Consider the following 19658-nt stretch of genomic DNA (forward strand, 5'->3'; position numbering starts at 1 on the left):
TTCTCGACCAAACGTCGTTTTGGTGAGATTATTTTATGTCGGCCATTTCGCAAAAGCTGCTTTTGTCATATCCTCCCGTTATGCCAGACACGATTCTTCCGTCGGAAGTCGCTCCGCTAAAAGACGGTACGACTACTGCCGTTACGATACGCCGGCGAGACGACTTCAAACCTATTGTCAAGATCCAGCTCGCCCAACGCGTTGGCTACCTGTGCTCTCACCCACAGTGCCAGCGGCTGACCGTCGGGCCACGGAAGGGCGAAGCGGGTGCGAACAATATTGGCGTGGCTGCGCACATCAAAGCCGCGTCGCCGGGCGGTCCCCGGTATGATTCTAATCAGGCACCGGCTGAGCGCGCGAGTGAGGGCAATGGAATTTGGCTCTGCGCCGACCATGCCCACCTCATCGACCACAACCCGAGGGAATTCACGGTTGAGAAGCTGAAGAAGTGGAAACAAGAGGCCGAAGAGCGCGCGTTCCAGCAACTTGCCAGCGGCAAGGGATCAGCGATCATTGCCCAATTGTCGGACGAACTTATCCAGGAGTTAGCGCCCTACATTTCACGGCTCGGACTGCCGCAGGGTGCCGATCTTGCCAGTGTGCAGGCGCAGGTGCGCGCGGCAGCGTTAACGGATATTGAAGCCTATGAGAGGCGGCGGAGCTGGCCCAGAATTTCCGTAGATCTCGAACTTACGGCAGAGGGTGTTGAGGACGTCCGCAATCTGGACCAAGCTCACTTCCCTCAGGTACTCGCTGCTGCGCAGCATATCGTCTTGCTGTCTGCGCCCGGAACCGGCAAGACCACGACCCTCATCCAGATTGCCCGCAAAATGATCCGAGTAGGTCCCGTGCCGGTGTTCGTGCCTCTTGGCGCATGGGCCGAGTCCGGCAGAGACCTGTTTGATTGGATTTCTCGACGTAGAGGCTACGAGGCCCTTTCCAGCGCGCACCTCAAGTTTTTGGCCGACCACGGCGAATTGGCTCTGTTCCTTGACGGCTGGAACGAAGTTCCCGAGTCGGCGCGCCGCCGTCTCATCAACGAGATGGAGGAGCTTGAAACAGAGTTCCCGCTGCTGAACTTGGTGATGAGCAGTCGCAGGATCGCGCTGGATGTCCCACTCTCGGGACGCCGTATCTCTGTCCTGCCGCTCTCCGACGAGCAGCAACACGAAATCGCGGCGGGCCTGAGGGGAGCGGGCGGCGTCAGCGTCCTCGATGCGGCTTGGCGCACCGTGGGCCTGCGCGACCTTATCAGCATACCCCTCTACCTTCGGGCGTTGATGGAGGCGACTACCTCTGGAAAGCTGCCAGAGACTAAGGAAGAAGTGCTTTGCCGCATGGTTGAAGCCCACGAGGCCATTCCCGCCAACAAGGAGTTGTTTCATAGGGAGCTGTATGATGCCCAGCACATCTACCTTACGGCCATCGCGGCTGCTGCCCAACTGTCGGGTACACCGACCATTACTGATCAGGATGCGCGTTCGGCTGTATCGGGAGCGGGCGACAAACTCGTGTCTGAGGGGCAAATCTCCGCGGCACCAAACCCGCCTCATGTCCTCGACATCCTCGTGGCAAGCCACTTGCTGGTCAGGCAGGATGGCCAACTTTACGCCTTTCAGCACCAGCAGTTGCAGGAATGGTTCGCCTCCTTCGACCTCGAGGCAGGGCTTGTCGTGGCAGGGGGCGACCTCAACCTCGAGCATTCGCTGACCGTTGTCGCGCTCAACGATCGCAGTTGGGCCGAGGTAGTCCTGTTCGCATGCGAGCGCATGTCACGGAAAGACGAGGCAAGCGCCAAGGTTGTCGCCAGAGTAGCGGACCTTTTGCTCGGCATCGATCCCATGTTCGCCGCACAGGTGATGGCCCGATCGGGGCCGTTGGTTTGGAAGCTCATCGGCGACAGGGCGTTAGCCTTCGGACGAGCCTGGCATGCGCATGACAGGCTAGACCGCGCCATGGCTTTCATGATCGAGACCAAAAGGCCCGAGTTTGCCGACATCGTCTGGCCCTTGGTTTCCGGCGACAACCCCCAAGACCAGATGAGGGTGATAAGGCTCGTCCCTCGATTCAATCCGTCCGTCCTCGGCGATCGTCTCGCACGGGATTACGCGGGATTGCCAGATAAGGCCCGTGAGACAATAGCCGCCGAGTTGGCGTTGCATGGCGATCGGGACGCCATCGAGGTTGCCCTCGCGTTGGCTTTGAACGAACCCAACTTGGACATCCGTCTGCACGTCTTTGAAGGCCTTTCTTTCCGTCTTGCCACTCGACAGATGGAGGAGCTGCTACGGGTGTCCGGGGAAGAGTTCATGCAAGGTGTGGCACGCAAGGGCCACTTTGATGGGATCCGAGATCCAACTCTACTAGCCGATCTGATCGAAAGGCGAAAAGCCTTGGTTACAGTCGATGCGCCGCCAGAAACTCGTCTAGCGAGGGCGCTTGATTCGTTGCCAGATGAAGAGGCGGCACTGGCGGTTGAGCGCGAACTGAAAGAACCATCGTTCTCATTCAAGAACCACGGACTTCATCTTACCCACGACGCTTGGACCCGCTTTCCACAGCAGGTGGCGGTCGCACTAAAGTGGCGAGTTGAAAACACTCTCGATGTGCCTTACCAACCACGGCGGTATTTGGAGCGCGTCGAGCCTACTGACGACGATCCGATAGCAACGCTGGCGCTTGAAGACGATAATAGCGATCAAACGAGCGCGGCGTGTTTTCTAGCTGGGCATCGTACCGTCCGGGAACTCATCGTGCGCTACCTTGATTCTAGGCGCAAGTTCAGGGCGAACGGTGAGCGGACGGAGGCCGCTTATCGACCCTCTCGCATCCTTGCGGATAAGCTGGAAAGTACACGCGCGAGCGTGCTAATCGACGTCTTGCAGGAGTTTGCAGAAGGGCTAACCTCGGAGGAGATTCACGACCTTGCCGAACGTCTCAGCCGACATGGTCGCGGAAGCGATACCGATCATTTGCAAATACCTTCCGCAAGTAGGCTGACTGCTGTAAAGCTCCTAGAAGGTTGGGGATGGCAGCTTGTTGAAAAGTCGGCATCACGGCATGCCATGGCGCAACTAACTTGGGCTATGCGCCGCGTGCCCGACGCGGGTCAAGTAGCCGTCTTGGACAAGATGATCGAAGCGGATCTTGCGGGAGTCAGCGCGGCTAGAGCGGCATTCGCGGCCAATGGATCGAATAATATGGCCTTGACCGAGATGCAACGGTCTCATAGCCACGAGTACCGTATCATGCTGACAGCCATCGGCAATGACGAGGCCGAAGCCGTTCTGAAGCGAAATCTTCTCGATTCGGACTTTGGGCCGGAAGCAGCTGCCGGTCTCCAGGTCATTTGGCAACAGCGAAACGAGCCTGTGCTTGACGATGACAGTCGCAAATTCAGCCAATGGCCCGACTTCGCCAGGGCCATTGCAAATCGGTCAAGAGATCATACGCAGAGTTGTAACACCGCTGACCTACTTTTCGAGGCTGCGGAGAACCTGTGCAACGGCCGATCCCCCAAGGAGCTTGGGCGCGCGGCTCGATATGCCGGTTGCGCTGTCTTGCTGCCTCACGGCAACCGCACCGATTTCCTGATCGAAATTTTAAAATCCGACTTGCCACATCGAACACGACTCGAACTTGCTCAGCGGATGACCGTGGGCGGTCTTGTCCTACCTGCCGGTATCGTCTTGACGGGGCTGTCTGACGCTATGGCCGAACACGATGTCAGCAAATGGATACAGGACAATGACCTATACACGTTGTTCGAATGGCTCAAGCTTCTGCCGATGTCAGATGATCCATTTGCACTGTTCGACGGACTCGACGCGATGGTCGCCAAGTTCGAGTTCAGCAAATGGCGCGTCCGTGACCTATTAAGCAGCGTGCGCCATCTCGAGGAGAATGTTCGCGTTGATCTTTTACGTGAGCTGCTAACACATTACCCCGACTTGACTGAACAATACGAGCTGTTTCTTGCGCTCAAGAACCCAGACCAGAAAGCGCTGGAACTCCTGTTGGAGATTGCCGCCGGGAAATACGGCAATAGGCCGATCGAGAGCGTCACACGTTTCGACTATCCCGACGAGCTCTTTCTAACGTTATCACCAGAAGCAAGGGAAAGCTTGCCAGCGCGGTACGACACGGCAACGGACAATGGGCAGAAGTCCTTTCTCGGGAGGATACTTCTCGCTGGAGCCGACCACAACATCTTCCTCCGGCTCGTGCAGGACAAAATTGGCCGCCACATCATTAGTCAATTCGGTTGGAATGCCCGTTCCAAAATTCTGTACGTCCACCAGCCGAGCGACATCGGCTCGTCATCTTCTACTCTCATCCCACGCGATCTTTCCGAACTCCGGAAAGGGCTATTTAGTTTAATCCGATCGTCGGACCCTGAAAGCGCAAAGTTCGCAGCTGATTACCTGATACAGATTGACGCCGAGAATGATCAGGAAGGTGGGTTTGATGTTGGTCCTCGTCACCCTGACATCTCATCGGGTCGGCCTTGGCCCCTCGTGAATGAAATGGGAGCTGTAGTGGTGCCGGATACCTCTATCGGGTCGTGTTGTACTTAACCGTAAGAGTGCGGCATTGGATCAATGTTATTGTAGTTAAACGTGAAACTAGTCGGTCAAAGATCTCAGATTTGTTGCGAGAATGAGACTGGTTCAATTGCGTTAAATGGAAGAACCTAAACGCTAAATTGGCAGTCGGGTTTTATTGATAGGTCGTCGGGTAAATGCAAATACGATGAAGCAGAGATGCCGAGTCCGATTAGACGCATATGCCCAGTTTCTATAATCAAAGAGCTAAATGGGCAGTGCGGTTCAACCGTTGATTGCCTCATGCGTCTAAATAGAGCCTGTTGTTAGCACCTTGAGCAATCCATTCGATGATGGGTTCTATGCGAGTTGATATGTGAAAATGGTCAGCCCATTGCTGTAAACGTCGAAGTTTTCGGACCACTTCTGCGACAGTAGAAGGATTGGGCGCTAACATTTCACACAGGGCTCCCCTATCGTGGTCAAGCCTCTCCATTGCCCAAGCCCGACCATACTGTTTTTGAATAAGAAGAACCTTATCCTCGTAGACCAAGAACCTAATGAGCTCAAAGTCACAAGCCATTGGGCGTTCGTTGTAAACTGTACAACGTCCGGTGTTCCGCTCAAGATTCCGACACCACCTATCATCTACGTCGCTTTGGCGATCGGAAAATATCGGAACGCTGCGTCCGTCGAATTCAAGTATGCGCGCGATGGTGTTATTGACCTTCGTCTCGGACGGAAGAAAATCCAAGGAGAAACTGCCACAGCAGGCGCCGCAGCCACTTGGACACGTATAACCACGGACGAGAAGTGGCGAAACCACTAATTTCTTTGGTCTATATTGGCGATTCTTATATGTGAAGGGTTGACTGCAAATACCTGCGAGGTAGACCTGCACAATTTTGTCTATCGTATCTAGATGCTTCATTGGACATATCCTTTCGGATGGTCATAGATATAATCTGCCCAAAGTCCATTTATCTTTAAGAGCGATGCTCTTAAGCAGGTTTCATATCCCCCTAGAGGATGGGGACGGAATCGCTCCCCGTCGAAGTAATCCCCGAATCCAGCATCCAATGTGAAACGGTTGCAATCCAGACTTGCGATTGGCATCTCTCGTGCCAGTCTCCGTTGAATGTCGGGGCGACCACCAAGGAGGTGCACCGGACGGAGAAAGGATGACGTGGGAATGGCTGTCCCCCCATAACGAGTTGGAACGCTGAAACCAAGTGCAAACTCACGTGGAATGAGATCTTCTATACGGTCGGTCAGCCTTACATCCTTTGGAACAACGACAACCGTGTCGGCATATTTGAGAAGCTGGTATGCCTCATCAAGGGTTTGGCTCAAATGATCTATGTTCTCAATGTCTCTGGCGACTGTGAGCAGAGGGCGCGTTTCTTTCGCAGCTTCTAAATGTTTGGAAAAGTTATAGTTCCTCCAATTGATATCGAGGAATCCAAGTCGATCAAACCTGCGGATGTCGCGCAAGTTTGTATATCGTGCACCTGGTAACCAACCAAATTCCGTCGCTATACTCGCAACATGATAACTGTGTGCAACAAATTTTCGCAATGTAGATGATGGCGTGCTGTGTCCGATTATGCTGTCGGGGTTAGATATTTCGGTCTCTCTAAACAATTGAACAGTTTCCCCACGTGTATTGCTGTATTAACGTTAGTCCTTGCTGTCGACCACAGTGGCACGAGCAGAGTTAACGGAGGCTTCTAGTGAGTGACGAGCAGAAGGAAATCAGGGCGCAGCGGCACGATTTCGTCAAAGAATACTATAAAATGTCTACACTAGACCTTGATCGGCATCTCAAAGCGGGTTGGCAGACGATCGCTGTCATAGCGGGTGGTGCGGCTATTTTGACATCTGGTCATGATGGGAAAATAGGCCTGCCCATAGCTACGATGATTGCCCTATTCTCTGCGTTTTGGGGGGCGGTGACGGTCATCGATGCGAACTATTGGTCTTTAAGGGCGATTGCGTTTATGTCGAATGTCGAAACGGTCTATTTTTCAGCAGAAGATCGTAAGAATTTTAACCCTTATATCGGCTTTCATCCAAAATATAAATTGATTAATAGTTTGCAGTATATGTTTATATTGTGCGTGTTATTTGCGGTTGCTTCTTCTTTTAATATTATCTGGGAAGTTACGACTGCATATCCATCGTTCTATCTAATTTGGAACAAAATCGCCGAAATGGGTTGGATGCGCTACTTATTGTGGATGTTGCCATTATATACAATTGTTATTGGATTGATGTTCACCCTTTATGTTTGGCGAAAGCGACTCGATAGCTACATCGAATTCAGTACAGGATCACCAGGTCCTGACGTTGTAGCGAAGACCAGAGAGATGAGGCACGTGACACTCGAGCCTACTACAATAGTACCTCACCCTACATTCGCCCTCGACGGACATCCAGAATTTCTTGACGAGCTTAATAAGAAAAAAACGACTCTTGATCGATGTTCACAATTCTCAACGGTTTTTTTCGGATTGTTCTTGTTGGCACCATTTGCGAAAGTTTTCTTTTAGAATTAAGAAAATAGATGGTCGGCTTGAGCGTCGGGCTTTCGCGGGGGCTATGAGGCCGCTGGTTTTGCAAGAGGCAGCAGCCGAAATCGGATTACTTTGAAATTGAGCTCTCGAAAAGTGTGGCTTCCAGCTGCGTCGCCACGATCAGCCGCAATCTGTAATGAAATTTGCTTCCGAGAGGATGGATGATTGTAGACATTTTCGCCACAATCAAAAATTCCCGAAATTGCCTATTATCGGCATTTTCAAAGGAAGACTTGCTAGTCTTTTGCAGTACGTACAACCGATCGTTTTTTAACGACTTTATACATGAGCCAATGAGAGTCACCGAACATTAGGATTCCAACACTTTTCGCATTGACGATCGTTGCATCGAGCGTGGTATCAGTCGGTTTAAAAGCACAACGAGGTTGTTCAGAACACCGGCAACGACGCTGTCCTGTCCTTTTGAAAGCGCCTTAATGCCACTCGCTGCGACGGGACGAGGCTTCATCGTGAGGATGCGCAGCAAGGTCGAGACGGTTGCGCCGGCCGCAATATCAAAACCTGTTTCGGTATGCCCCGGGCAAAGGCTGGTTACCACCACACCTTGGGAGCGCATTTCATCGTGCAATGCCTCACCCAGTGCCAACACATAAGCTTTCGTCGCCGCAAAGGTGGGGACGGGCTGGAAAGCCAATAGACTGGCGACAAGAAGAATGTGTCCGGAATTTCGCGCGGCCATCTCGCGGCCAAATAGAAAACTTAGTTCTGTGAGCGCCGTGATGTTGAGTTGGATCATATCGACAGTACGCTCGATCGGCGTTTCCAAAAAACCAGACCCCTGCGCGGGGATATCGGCGATCATCAATGCTCACTTAAGAAGCATCTGTTGTTCTTCCTCATGACGCCGCGATCTTCTGGACCTGTTCGATTGCGGAATCGAAGAATGACTGAGCGAGGGTTTGGTCGTTAACAGCGCGTGCGAGTGTCATTGCGCCAACCATTATGGACAGAATGGCCATGGCTTTACCCTCTGACTTTTCGTGGCCGCCATCGGAAATCATACGTTCAAGTATATCGAGATATGTCTTTATTCCCGCTTCGAATGACGCCTTTACAGTGGTGCCTTGCCTGGCGGCATCTGACCCAAGTGCAACAACGGGACACCCGTCCATCTTTTCGTATTGATGATCCGTGCTTAGATAAAACGCAATAACTCCACCCAAAGAATCCATAGGTTTTGCTGCTGCAGCAGCAGCCCATTGTTGTGTTGCACTTTCCAAAGCTCTTTCTGATGCTTGTGCAATGAGATCCTCTTTGGAGGTGAACTGTTTGTAGAACGCACCTTGCGTCAAGCCGGCGGCCTCCATCAAACCCTTCAGCCCAATTCCATCGAAGCCGTGCTCTCTGAAAAGGCGACTTGCCGTTTCAATTACGGCCTGGCGGTTTTCCGAAGCTTGAACGCGACTAACACGCATTGTGATCTTCTTTCGTTATAGATTGCATTCGAACTCTATAATGCCTGGGCAGTGACTATGCAAGGTTTTCTCAGCTGATCATTGCAGCCACTGTCACCTTGCCGGGGATTGCTCCTAATTTAGATTGCGTTCGAACTTTAAGTTGATTATAGAGTTCGATCACAATCTAATTCGCGTCGTGGCGCGCATTCTCGCGAGGATTACAGGTATGGGGCACAAACGGCTTCTTCTCATTGGCACAATTGTGCTGTCGGTCTCCGCCGTCACAGCGGTCGTTCCTTTTTCACAGTGGCCGCAGCCGGACGCGTCAGCCGCAACCGATCCCCGCGTCGCCCCGCAACTTGTCAAGATTGTTGAAACTGCGAGCGTGGCCGGCGTTGTGAGATCCTTCACGGGCACGGTAGGCGCGCGGGTGCAAAGCAATCTTGGATTTCGTGTTCCCGGCAAGATTGTCGAACGTCTTGTGGATGTCGGCCAGCAAGTCAAGGTGGGTCAACCCTTGATGCGCATTGATGACACGGATTTACGTCTCGCCTTGACCGCGAAACATAACGCGGTTGTCGCCGCACGCGCGGTCTTCGTTCAGGCGAGCGCGGACGAGAAGCGCTATGCGTCCCTTGTCAGGGACAGGGTTGCCGCTACCCCTCAGCGTTACGAGCAGGCCAAGGCCGTGCTGGATACGGCGGAAGCCCAACTTGCTGCGGCTGAGGCGGAAGCAAATGTTGCCGAGAACGAAGCGACTTACTCCACCTTGGTGGCTGGCGCAGCAGGGACGGTGGTCGCGGCTCCCGGTGAAGCCGGACAGATCGTCGCTGCAGGACAGACTGTGGTTCAACTGGCGCATGCCGGGCCACGTGAGGCGGTGGTCGCTCTCCCCGAAACGATACGTCCCGCGATCGGATCAGAAGCAGAAGCCCGCATATATGGTGGCACCGAGCGGGGAGGGACTGCACGCCTGCGACAAATTTCCGATGCCGCTGATGCTCAGACCCGCACCTACGAGGCGCGTTACGTGCTCGAGGGAGATGCCGCTTCGGCACCCCTGGGCTCGACGGTAACGATCACAATCTCCAACGCCGAAAGGCAGTCGGAAGTCTCGGTACCGATCGGTGCCTTGCTTGATGACGGCAATCGTACTGGCGTCTGGGTTTTTGATCGGGGCTCTTCAACCGTGCGTTTTGCTCACGTGCAGATCAAACAGCTCGGCGGGGAAACCGCCATTGTTACAGGTATCGAACTTGGACAGGAGGTCGTGGCGCTCGGGGCACATCTTCTCAAGGAAGGCGCTGCCGTCAGGACCGCCCTTCAGGCCGAGGCAGCAAACTGATGAGCTTCAATCTTTCAGCGCTCGCAGTTCGCGAGAGAGCCGTCACCCTGTTCTTCATCGTTCTTCTGGCTGCGGCAGGTGTCTACGCTTTTGCCAAACTCGGGCGGGCAGAGGACCCATCGTTTACCATCAAGACCCTGACGGTCACAGTTGCATGGCCAGGCGCGACGGCGCGCGAGATGCAGGATCTGGTTGCCGAACCACTCGAAAAGCGGATTCAGGAATTGACCTGGTATGACCGGGTCGAGACAACAACGCGTCCGGGCTTTGCCTTCTTGACAGTCACGCTGAAGGACAGCACGCCACCTGATGCTGTCGAGGAAGAGTTTTATCAGGCTCGGAAAAAACTTGGAGACGAAGCTCGAAACCTGCCCCAAGGTGTTTTCGGGCCTTTTGTCAACGACGAGTACTCAGATGTGAGTTTCGCTCTTTATGCCTTGAAGGCAAAGGGGATGCCTATGCGAGAGCTCGTGCGGCAGGCGGAATTGGTCCGTCAGGACCTGCTGCACGTGCCGGGCGTCAAGAAGATCAACATTCTCGGAGAGCGGCCTGAACAAATCTTTGTCGAGTTCTCCTATGATAAACTCGCTACTCTTGGAATCTCCGTCCAGGACATAGCTGCGGCTTTGCAGCGGCAAAACACCGTCACGCCGGCAGGATCGATCGATACGCGCGGCCCGCAGGTCTTCATCAGGTTTGACGGTGCTTATAACAGTGGTCAGGCAATCGCCGACACGCCGATCGTCGCTGCCGGACGCACGTTGAAGCTCTCCGACATTGCAGATGTGCGGCGCGGCTACGAAGATCCGGCGACTTATATCATCCGCCATGACGGCGAGCCCACCGTCATGCTTGGAGCCGTGATGCAGCAGGGGTGGAACGGGCTCGAACTTGGCAAGGCTCTGGAAGAAAGATCGACAACGATCGCACAGACACTGCCCCTCGGAATGACGCTCGCCAAGGTAAGCGATCAGGCGGTGAACATTGATGAGGCCGTAGGCGAGTTCATGCTCAAATTCGCAATGGCGCTTGGCGTGGTGTTGTTTGTGAGCCTGGTCAGCCTCGGCTGGCGTGTTGGCATCGTCGTGGCGCTCGCCGTTCCGCTGACGCTTGCCGTTGTGTTCCTTATCATGCTGGAGACCGGCAGGTTTTTCGACCGTATCACGCTTGGTGCACTCATCCTGGCGCTCGGACTACTGGTTGATGATGCCATTATTGCCATCGAGGTGATGGTGGTGAAAATGGAAGAGGGCATGGATCGCATCAAGGCAGCCGCCTATGCCTGGAGCCATACCGCAGCCCCCATGTTGTCGGGAACACTCGTTACAATCATCGGATTGATGCCCGTTGGCTTTGCCAGGTCAACGGCCGGCGAATATGCCGGCAATATCTTCTGGGTGGTAGGCTTCGCACTGATTGTCTCCTGGATCGTCGCGGTGATCTTCACACCTTACCTCGGCGTCAAGATGCTGCCGGCGATCAAACCGGTAGAGGGCGGGCACCACGCGATCTACAATACTCCAAATTACCGGCGACTACGGGGACTTGTCACATATGCTGTGCGCCATAAGTACCTGACATGCACGGTCGTTGGCTTCATCATGGGTCTCTCCGTCGTTGGAATGGGGGTAGTCAAACAGCAATTCTTCCCGACGTCGGATCGACCCGAAGTACTCATCGAGGTCCGCCTGCCGGAGGGCACAAGCATCGAAACGACAACCGCCTCTGTCGAAAAGCTCGAACAATGGCTGAAGGATCAGCCAGAGGCGAAGATCGTTACAAGCTATATCGGCCAGGGAGCGCCGCGCTTTTTCTTCGCAATGGCTCCCGAGCTGCCTGACCCGGCATTTGCCAAGATTGTCGTGCTTACTCCTGATGCGGAGGCGCGCGAAACGTTGAAGCATCGGCTCAGGGAAGCTGTATCGGCAGGGTTAGCCCCGGAAGCCTTTGTGCGCGTCACGCAGCTGGTTTTCGGTCCATATACACCGTTTCCCGTCGAGTTCCGTATTATGGGCCCCGATCCGAAGCAACTCTACCGGATTTCGGAAAAAGCACTTGATATCATGAAGAGCGTTCCGGATGTCAGGCAGGCAAACCGCGACTGGGGTAATCGGACGCCTGTTCTTCGCTATGTCCCCGATCAGGAGCGGCTTAATCTGATTGGTCTTTCGCCCGCCGAGGCAGCCCAGCAGATGCAGCTTTTGCTGACGGGTATTCCCGTTACGCAGGTCCGCGAGAACATCCGCAACGTGCCTGTCATAGCCCGTAGTGCCGGCGAAAACCGATTGGATCCGGCGCGGCTGGCAGATTTTTCGCTGATGAGCCGGAACGGACGCCAGGTTCCCCTTGACCAGATCGGACATTCCGAAATTCGATTTGAAGAACCCATCCTCAAACGTCGGGATCGAACGTCAATTATCACCATCCGATCGGATATCAATGAGGCGACGCAGCCCCCCGAGGTCTCGCAGCAGGTCATGACGGCGCTGCAGCAGCTGATCTCCTCGCTTCCGGCCGGATATCGCATCGAAATGGGCGGAAACATCGAGGAATCTCTCAAGGCCAACGTTGCGCTCGTAAAAATTTTCCCGCTCATGATCGCCGCCATGCTGATCGTCATCATCCTGCAGGTTCGAAGTCTTTCGACAATGACCATGGTCATGTTGACGGCACCGCTCGGCCTTGCTGGCGTGGTTCCGATGCTGATCGCTTTCAACCAGCCCTTTGGTTTCAATGCCATTATCGGATTGATTGGACTGGCTGGTATCTTGATGCGGAACACTTTGATCCTGACTGAGCAGATCAAGGAAAACCAGTCCGCGGGTCTTGATGATTATCATGCTGTCATCGAGGCTACGGTTCAACGCACGCGCCCGGTGATCCTGACCGCACTCGCCGCTGTTTTGGCCTTCATTCCGCTCACGCATTCGGTGTTCTGGGGCTCGATGGCATACACGTTGATTGGTGGCACAGCAGCCGGTACGGTGCTGATCCTCCTTTTCCTGCCAGCCCTCTACGCCGCATGGTTTCGGATCAAGCCGACCGCAGATCAGTTGCCCAAGCCTGCTATGCTGCCAGGTGCACTGGAAGTGAACAGCCCAACGGCCGCAGAATAGATAGAATACTTCTCTATGAAGGATTGATTTGCAGGCGGAGCAAAGCTGGCCTTTGAAAGGTCATACGGCTCAGCCTATGTCAAAATCGGAGAGTAGTGGCGGAACAGGCAGACCACGCAAAAGGACAATGAGGGTCAATTTGATGCAGAAATCAACAGGGTGTGTATGCTCCATAGTGAGAGCTGATAAATCGCCCGGCAGTCACTGCCAATAAGTCGATCAGGGATGCAAACATTTGCGCTTTAAGTCTTATTCGGGTTCAGCGATGCGAATGGGACGCGTTCCGATCTCAGCACCCGTCGCCCGGTCGATGGTGACCGGGTCGATTTCGGTCCCGGTTTCAGCGTCGAAGAACTGGGTTACCTTTCCTCCGCTGCGATGCTTGCGGCCCCACGCGCCAATCGCAAAGAGAACGGGCAGAAGATCCCGGCCAGCTTCTGTCAGCAGATATTCGTCCCGTGGCGGCCGCTCCGAATAGCGGCGTTTCTCCAGCAAGCCGTCTTCTGTCAGGGCTGCCAGACGCCGGGTCAGGATCGTTGGCGCAATGCCCAGACTCTTGCGAAAATCGTCGAAGCGGGTCAGCCCCGCATGGGCATCGCGCATGATGAGCATGCTCCACGCATCGCCCACAAGGGCAAGGCTGCGGGCGATGAGGCATGGCTGGTCTGAAAGATTCTTCATGTCGATATCTTTTTGATAGTGACTTAGTATCGAAATGATAGTATATGCCTTTCAGGCAGAAATCCATACCAAAAGAAAGACAATCAAATGAGTGAGAAAAGCAAAGGTGTTGCCCTGATTACAGGCGCATCCTCTGGCATTGGGCTGGCAACCGCACAAGCGCTTCAACGTGATGGATACCGGGTATTCGGAACCAGCCGCAAGCAGGTTGCTGACGTTGAAGGCATTACCATGCTGGTCTGCGATGTCACGAATGATGAATCTGTACAGCACGCGGTCGACGAGGTTCTGCGCCTTACCGGACGGATCGACCTTCTCGTCAATAATGCCGGGATTGGGCTGCTTGGCGGCGCTGAAGAGTCCTCAGCTATGCAAGCCAAGGCTCTGTTTGATGTAAACGTGTTCGGCGTCCTGCGGATAACGAATAAGGTCCTCCCGGTCATGAGACGTCAGCGAAAAGGCAGAATTATCAACATGAGCTCCATTCTCGGGTTGATCCCTGCACCCTACAACGCGCTCTATGCATCCACAAAGCATGCAATCGAGGGCTATTCCGAATCCTTGGATCACGAAATCCGCACGCAAGGCATTCGTGTCGTTCTCGTGGAGCCCGGCGCCACCCGTACCTCTTTTGAGGAAAACCTCACCAGAGCAGATCAGCCGATGCCTGTATATGATACCGTTCGTGCCGACGCAGAGAGGCTGATGCGTGAAATAGTGGAAGCAGGGGACACGCCAGAGATGGTCGCCGATGTGGTCGTGAAGGCGGCAAACGCGTTTTCTCCCAAAAGACGCTACACTGTAGGAAAGGTTGCAGGACAAGTTCACTTCCTGCGTCGCTTCCTGCCAGAGTCATTCGTCGATAAAAACCTTCGCAAATACAATAAGCTTCCTGCCTGAACAATTACCGCTGGATTGTATTTTCCGGCGGATCGCTAACTCATACATAAGGGCAAACCCATGAAAGCCTTTTTGGTCGATCGATATGCAAAAGGCGCAGTTTTGCGGTTCGGCGAAAGTCCTGAGCCGGAGCTGCGGGAGACTGACGTCATGGTCCAGATCCACGCTGCCAGCGTCAACGTTCTGGATGCCAAGATCAAGGACGGTGAATTCAAGCTTATCCTGCCGTACCGGCTACCCCTGATCCTTGGTAACGATGTGTCGGGTATTGTGGTTCGGGTCGGGTCAAAGGTCAGTCGTTTCAAGCCGGGTGATGAGGTCTATGCCCGTCCGAGGCAAGACCGCATCGGCACGTTCGCGGAGTTCATTGCGATGAATGAGGCCGACGTGGCCATAAAGCCCAACAATCTGACCATGGAAGAGGCCGCGTCCATTCCGCTTGTCGCTTTGACCGCATGGCAGGTGCTTGTCGAGCGGGCCAATCTGCAAAAGGGACAGAAAGTCCTGATCCATGCCGGTTCCGGCGGTGTAGGCACAATCGCCATCCAGCTTGCCAAACATCTCGGGGCACTGGTGGCAACGACCACAAGCACTTCAAATGTCGATCTCGTCAAAAGTCTCGGAGCAGACGTCGTAATCGACTACAAAACCCAGAATTTTGAGGAAGTCTTGAAGGACTATGATGTCGTGCTGAACAGTCTTGGCACGGACACATTGGAGAAATCACTCCGTGTGCTGAAGCCCGGCGGAAAGCTTATTTCAATCTCCGGCCCGCCTGATCCGGCTTTTGCCAAACAGAACGGTTCTGGCTGGTTGCTCCAGCAGGTCGTGCGCTTGCTAAGCTTTGGTATCAGAAGGAAATCGAAACGCCATCAAGTCAGCTATTCTTTTTTGTTCATGACGGCAGATGGCGAACAACTTGCCAAAATCACAGCGCTGATCGAAGCAGGTGTCATACGGCCGGTAGTGGATCGGATCTTCTCGTTCGCGAAGACCAACGAGGCGCTGACCTATGTCGAGACAGGCCGGGCGAAGGGCAAGGTTGTCATTGCTATGAGATGACAAGTGTCGCCACTGCATGCTTTTTTGCAATGGCGCCCGAGCTGCATGAACCGGCATTTACCAAGATTGTCGTGCTGATGCGGACGCGCGTGAAACGTTGAGCATCGGCTGAGGGAAGCCGTATCGACGGGGCCCTATCCGAAGCATCTGTACCGGATTTCGGAAATGCCACTTTCCTCAGCCTCAGCCAGAAATCGGTGAGATGTGAAAGCACAGCAGCAGCCAAGCTGCAGACGACCTAGCCTTTGACGCAGCCCAATGTTATTGCTGGTGCAATAGAAGTCGGGGTAAAACAATCATGGATTTGGTAATTCCCAGCGCAACGAATCTTGGTCTGTTCGTCAGCGCCACACTGGTGTTGCTTCTCGTGCCGGGACCGGCAGTTCTTTACATCTTCGCGCGCTCGGTCGAGCAGGGTCGCTCTGCCGGCCTCGTTTCGATCCTTGGCATCCATACGGCCACGCTTGTTCATGTCGCCGCCGCCGCTGTGGGGTTGTCGGCACTCCTGGCGTCATCCGCGCTTGCCTTCAGCGTAGTGAAATATGCTGGCGCGGCCTATCTAATCTGGCTTGGTCTCAAAAAGCTTTTCGGCCCGTCGGACATTCCCAACCTCGAGGGCGGTTTAGCCACACGAAGCCGCGTGCGCCTCTTTCGCGAGGGCTTTATCGTTAATCTCCTCAATCCGAAGACAGCACTGTTTTTTCTGGCTTTCTTGCCGCAGTTCGTTGAGGTCAACCGTGGCCATGTGGCTATGCAGATCGCTTTTCTCGGGCTTGTTTACACAGCGATTGGTGTTCTGACGGATAGCTCCTACGCACTTGCCGCCGGGGCCGCGGGCAAATGGCTGAAGCGCAGTCCCGTGTACCTGAAGGCTGAACGCTGGGTCAGCGGTTTCGTTTACATCGGTCTTGGATTGACAGCCGCTTTTGCGAGCAATCACAAGAAATAGACATCCGCCTTCCCCTGAAATCTGCTCCTACGGATAGCCCGTCGGCGACGATATGAATCGGCAGCACGTCATCACATAAATCACCTAGCCGTTCGCTTTTATGGGTTCACGAACTAATTCGAGTATACCTCTGCGGCGGTTCAACCGTTTAAGACCGGGATACGAACGTGGGTGGAAGCTCGATAGGAGACATGATCGGCGAGACTTTCAATTTCAACTCCAATGCTGAGCAAATGTTTGACAGCAGTCTCGGCAATAATTGTCGCCAAGTCCACGACTTGAGAGCGAAGAGCTTGGGTCGGTGATGGGGGGGTGGTATGACACTCAGTTGTGGATAGGGGGTGCACGTTGCTCAAGATCAGACCTGCCGAGCGCGGTGACGCAAAAGCGCTTACCCAGTTGATGCATCGATCAAGTGCCTATCATGGCAACTACGCCAGCATTCTGGATGGCTATGCCATCACAGCCGACCAGATAGACGCTGATGTGTTCTACATCGCTGACCTTCAGGACGATATCGCTGGCTTCTACAGCCTGGCGCTAGACGACGAACCGGAATTGGACCTCATGTTTGTTGCGGATCACGCTCAAGGATCAGGAATAGGTGCGAAGCTATTTCAACACATGGCGGCTGAAGCAAAGCGACGTGGTATTCCTTCAATTAAGATCATCTCCCACCCACCTTCGGTCGGGTTCTATCAAAAGATGGGGGCGACCATCGTTGGAACTAAACCGCCAACGTTGAAGGTGACATGGGCGCGCCCGATACTGAACCTGGCAATCCAACCATCAGGGTGGATTGAGGATGCCTGATTTTGCGTAGGAGACGCAATGAAAGCAGATCGTCGGCATTCTAGGCAAGTGGGCTTCGTCGTCGCCAAATTAAACGACCGCTTTGGGCATTAGGCAATCTTGTTTGAAATGGATGGAAAGAGGGCGCAAAACGGCCTTTCAGATTATGAATGAGGCGTGGGGCAATAATGGATTTGATGAGTCCTGCCGTTATCGGCATCTATAAAGGGGAGATATACCGTTAGTCCTTGCCTTGCTCCAGCTGTGTCAGGTCTTCAAGGGTGCGATTGCCTCAACTCCATCCAAGAACATTGACGACCTTTGTTGGCCCATCGTGCCTAACATCAACTTCCACCTGTCGCTCACTGTGTGATCGGACTGGATTTGTTGCGCGCAAAGGATGTAACATTTGTAAGAATTAGCCCCTTGATTGGTTATCCACATAAATGCTTATTGCGGCTTTAAATGTGCGAAAGGTTCAATCAATGGGCAAAAAAAGACCATCAAACCTCTCATTCATGTAACTGTGAGCCTTGGTCTGTTTTACGTCGTCGTTGAGGCCGAGGGTTTAGCGAACGAAATCATCGGTCCTTTCAAAAGCCTTGATGACGCCGAGATCGAGAAAATCAATCAGAGGAAACTGCGTAAAGACAAATGGCAGAATGTAGAGCCATAAAGCTGGTTTTCGCTAATTTGACGGGACTTTTTTGACAATAAAGTTAGCCCAGACCGTGCGCGATATTTCCTCCTTGGTCGGGTTTTCAGTTTCATAGTCGTATTGATCCAGGACTGTAAGAAACCCATTCAGGGGCTCGATCAAATCATCAGGCGTGATGAATCCCGCCTCACATTCTTCGCAATGAGCGTAAATGTCTTGGCTTGTGAGATTTCGCTGCAATATCAGCCAACCTTGCCGGCAGCTGGGACATTGCCCCACATGGTAAAATTCAGTCATCCATCCGCTCCTTAACAAAGTGAGCGAACATTTCGCCACACACAGCCATGGCGAAATGCTCTTTGCATGCGCTCTGTCCCATAAACCACCGCTACCGCAAACTGTGTGCTCTTTTTGGGCTTATACATACCTTTGGCACATTCCTGCGCAAAGCGGACATTCAAACAGATAGGCCAGACGTGCCCATTCAAGGGTTTCAACAGAACAGCTCTTATCGGCATCTATGAACCAAGATTTCCAAGGCATCTGCGGCGCGCACAACCGATCAGTTCCTCATAACTTTCGTTTTTGTACAGACTTCGGATATTTCAGTCCAATAGGCCTATTGCATAGCGTGAACGTTACTCACGACGCAATTTTTGCGTAAAGGGTCCTGAGTGCACAAACGAACACCCATCAGTTCGTACAGATTACCCATTCCGGTGGTAAGATGGAGGTCTTGTGCTTTTTGGCGAGGTAAATGGATTATCTGATGTGATGACAAAGCAATATCGACGATCCCGGGATCGACGCCCATCTCAGAAAAGAAATTGGCAAGCATTGATTTGACTGGACTAGGTCCGGTTTCGGGGGGGTGCCCCGGCACAAACGGTCTGTGCACGCCGAATTCTTTTCTCCCTCCCAAACGTTTAAGCCCTCCTGCCACGACAAATACACAGGCAGACGAACAATAGGCATAATCAGGAACAGCCGATCCAGCATAAGCGGTTGGGTTTGTGTAAATGGGTTTGCATGTCTGGTCTTCCGGGCGGCAAGCTTTGAACTGCACGCGTCCGACCGCGATGTCTAGGCCGTTTTTTCTGACCAAACGGCCCATCTCTAGCCCAGCCTTCATATCACCGCCTGGGGATTCGATTATTATGGGTAATCGTCGATCGCCCATTTGCGATATCACCTTCTCAAACTCTTTGGGGGTTGTCGTCCCGATTGAGCCATAGGCATATATCCATTCAGGGCATATTGGCTCACATTGGTGGCTGTCCTCGCGAACTATAGCAAACTGCATTAATTTCTGCGGATCGTCGGCCTGGGCAAATGCATTGGAAAGCAAAAATACGCAAAAGACTAACGTAGAGAATGCAAGCAAAAATCTCATAATCGACCATCTCTTCGCGATTGATATAATGATTTCCGGATTGATTTATCGGGTCACATCTGTCGTGTTTCTACCACCGGCTGTAGCTTCCATGCCACCGTTCATTCTGGGCTTTATGACCCTTAGTGTTACTGATAGAGTCAATCAACTCGCCCCGCACGAAACCAACCTAAAGCCGCTTATTCGGAGTATGTCGCTTGCTTCAGAGCCATTGTGCGGAAACG

General features: G+C 53.4%; 14 protein-coding genes and 1 pseudogene. 8 read left to right on the plus strand and 7 right to left on the minus strand.

The features are described from left to right. The first annotated feature begins 35 nt into the window (after nucleotides 1–35). Entirely contained in the window at nucleotides 36–4577 is a 4542-nt protein-coding gene (locus tag ACTJJ7_RS03560) for an NACHT domain-containing protein (RefSeq protein ID WP_440965390.1), read from the plus strand. 268 nt (nucleotides 4578–4845) lie between these two features. Here ACTJJ7_RS03560 and ACTJJ7_RS03565 read toward each other — a convergent pair whose 3' ends face one another. Together ACTJJ7_RS03565 and ACTJJ7_RS03570 are read right to left on the minus strand one after the other, a co-directional pair. Next, nucleotides 4846–5475: a YkgJ family cysteine cluster protein gene (locus ACTJJ7_RS03565; RefSeq protein WP_440965391.1), complete on the minus strand. Its 630-nt coding sequence runs from the start codon at nucleotides 5473–5475 to the stop codon at nucleotides 4846–4848. Further along, entirely contained in the window at nucleotides 5472–6188 is a 717-nt protein-coding gene (locus ACTJJ7_RS03570) for a DUF6610 family protein (RefSeq protein ID WP_440965393.1), read from the minus strand. The genes ACTJJ7_RS03565 and ACTJJ7_RS03570 overlap by 4 nt, the downstream gene beginning before the upstream one ends. A gap of 89 nt (nucleotides 6189–6277) precedes the next feature. Here ACTJJ7_RS03570 and ACTJJ7_RS03575 point away from each other — a divergent pair, with 89 nt between their 5' ends. Continuing rightward, nucleotides 6278–7096 (plus strand): hypothetical protein, encoded by an 819-nt coding sequence (locus ACTJJ7_RS03575; protein WP_440965394.1) that lies wholly within the window; start codon nucleotides 6278–6280, stop codon nucleotides 7094–7096. Between the two features lie 334 nt (nucleotides 7097–7430). On the opposite strand, the pseudogene ACTJJ7_RS03580 reads toward ACTJJ7_RS03575, so the two are convergent. Together ACTJJ7_RS03580 and ACTJJ7_RS03585 are read right to left on the minus strand one after the other, a co-directional pair. After that, nucleotides 7431–7910: pseudogene (locus tag ACTJJ7_RS03580) on the minus strand (SDR family NAD(P)-dependent oxidoreductase); the annotation flags it as partial. 67 nt (nucleotides 7911–7977) lie between these two features. Next, complete coding sequence (locus tag ACTJJ7_RS03585) at nucleotides 7978–8556, minus strand: TetR/AcrR family transcriptional regulator (RefSeq protein WP_105737719.1); 579 nt, start codon at nucleotides 8554–8556, stop codon at nucleotides 7978–7980. 208 nt (nucleotides 8557–8764) lie between these two features. Between ACTJJ7_RS03585 and ACTJJ7_RS03590 the strand changes: the two genes are divergently transcribed. Together ACTJJ7_RS03590 and ACTJJ7_RS03595 are read left to right on the plus strand one after the other, a co-directional pair. Next, complete coding sequence (locus tag ACTJJ7_RS03590; RefSeq protein WP_440965396.1) at nucleotides 8765–9883, plus strand: efflux RND transporter periplasmic adaptor subunit; 1119 nt, start codon at nucleotides 8765–8767, stop codon at nucleotides 9881–9883. After that, the gene (locus ACTJJ7_RS03595) at nucleotides 9883–12999 is read left to right on the plus strand and encodes an efflux RND transporter permease subunit (RefSeq protein ID WP_440965398.1); all 3117 of its coding nucleotides are present in this window, start codon (nucleotides 9883–9885) and stop codon (nucleotides 12997–12999) included. The genes ACTJJ7_RS03590 and ACTJJ7_RS03595 overlap by 1 nt, the downstream gene beginning before the upstream one ends. 249 nt (nucleotides 13000–13248) lie before the next feature. Here ACTJJ7_RS03595 and ACTJJ7_RS03600 read toward each other — a convergent pair whose 3' ends face one another. Next, entirely contained in the window at nucleotides 13249–13680 is a 432-nt protein-coding gene (locus ACTJJ7_RS03600) for a winged helix-turn-helix transcriptional regulator (protein WP_440965400.1), read from the minus strand. Nucleotides 13681–13767: 87 nt separating this feature from the next. On the opposite strand from ACTJJ7_RS03600, the gene ACTJJ7_RS03605 reads away from it, so the two are divergent. From ACTJJ7_RS03605 to ACTJJ7_RS03620, 4 genes are all read left to right on the plus strand, one after another. Beyond that, nucleotides 13768–14580, plus strand: coding sequence for an oxidoreductase (locus ACTJJ7_RS03605; RefSeq protein ID WP_440965402.1), 813 nt, complete (start codon nucleotides 13768–13770; stop codon nucleotides 14578–14580). Between the two features lie 60 nt (nucleotides 14581–14640). Further along, nucleotides 14641–15642: an NADP-dependent oxidoreductase gene (locus ACTJJ7_RS03610; protein WP_440965403.1), complete on the plus strand. Its 1002-nt coding sequence runs from the start codon at nucleotides 14641–14643 to the stop codon at nucleotides 15640–15642. 298 nt (nucleotides 15643–15940) lie between these two features. Beyond that, nucleotides 15941–16591: a LysE family translocator gene (locus tag ACTJJ7_RS03615; protein WP_440965405.1), complete on the plus strand. Its 651-nt coding sequence runs from the start codon at nucleotides 15941–15943 to the stop codon at nucleotides 16589–16591. A gap of 348 nt (nucleotides 16592–16939) precedes the next feature. Then, nucleotides 16940–17404 carry a GNAT family N-acetyltransferase gene (locus ACTJJ7_RS03620; protein ID WP_199538069.1) on the plus strand — a complete coding sequence of 155 codons (465 nt, stop codon included), beginning with the start codon at nucleotides 16940–16942 and terminating at the stop codon, nucleotides 17402–17404. Nucleotides 17405–18071: 667 nt separating this feature from the next. Here the strand turns inward: ACTJJ7_RS03620 and ACTJJ7_RS03625 are convergent. Both ACTJJ7_RS03625 and ACTJJ7_RS03630 read right to left on the minus strand, forming a co-directional pair. After that, on the minus strand, nucleotides 18072–18338 hold the full coding sequence (locus ACTJJ7_RS03625) for a hypothetical protein (protein WP_440965408.1): 267 nt from the start codon (nucleotides 18336–18338) through the stop codon (nucleotides 18072–18074). Nucleotides 18339–18660: 322 nt separating this feature from the next. Continuing rightward, nucleotides 18661–19434, minus strand: a complete 774-nt coding sequence (locus tag ACTJJ7_RS03630) for a hypothetical protein (RefSeq protein WP_440965410.1) — start codon at nucleotides 19432–19434, stop codon at nucleotides 18661–18663. Nucleotides 19435–19658 lie beyond the last annotated feature (224 nt).

The organism is Phyllobacterium sp. 22229 (assembly GCF_052056495.1).
Lineage (GTDB): Bacteria > Pseudomonadota > Alphaproteobacteria > Rhizobiales > Rhizobiaceae > Phyllobacterium > Phyllobacterium myrsinacearum.

Coding starts and splice junctions, on each gene's coding strand:
- ACTJJ7_RS03560 (WP_440965390.1), top strand. CDS start 36: ATGTCGGCCATTTCGCAAAAGCTGCTTTTGTCATATCCTCCCGTTATG.
- ACTJJ7_RS03565 (WP_440965391.1), bottom strand. CDS start 5,475: ATGAAGCATCTAGATACGATAGACAAAATTGTGCAGGTCTACCTCGCA.
- ACTJJ7_RS03585 (WP_105737719.1), bottom strand. CDS start 8,556: ATGCGTGTTAGTCGCGTTCAAGCTTCGGAAAACCGCCAGGCCGTAATT.
- ACTJJ7_RS03590 (WP_440965396.1), top strand. CDS start 8,765: ATGGGGCACAAACGGCTTCTTCTCATTGGCACAATTGTGCTGTCGGTC.
- ACTJJ7_RS03595 (WP_440965398.1), top strand. CDS start 9,883: ATGAGCTTCAATCTTTCAGCGCTCGCAGTTCGCGAGAGAGCCGTCACC.
- ACTJJ7_RS03600 (WP_440965400.1), bottom strand. CDS start 13,680: ATGAAGAATCTTTCAGACCAGCCATGCCTCATCGCCCGCAGCCTTGCC.
- ACTJJ7_RS03605 (WP_440965402.1), top strand. CDS start 13,768: ATGAGTGAGAAAAGCAAAGGTGTTGCCCTGATTACAGGCGCATCCTCT.
- ACTJJ7_RS03610 (WP_440965403.1), top strand. CDS start 14,641: ATGAAAGCCTTTTTGGTCGATCGATATGCAAAAGGCGCAGTTTTGCGG.
- ACTJJ7_RS03615 (WP_440965405.1), top strand. CDS start 15,941: ATGGATTTGGTAATTCCCAGCGCAACGAATCTTGGTCTGTTCGTCAGC.
- ACTJJ7_RS03625 (WP_440965408.1), bottom strand. CDS start 18,338: ATGACTGAATTTTACCATGTGGGGCAATGTCCCAGCTGCCGGCAAGGT.
- ACTJJ7_RS03630 (WP_440965410.1), bottom strand. CDS start 19,434: ATGAGATTTTTGCTTGCATTCTCTACGTTAGTCTTTTGCGTATTTTTG.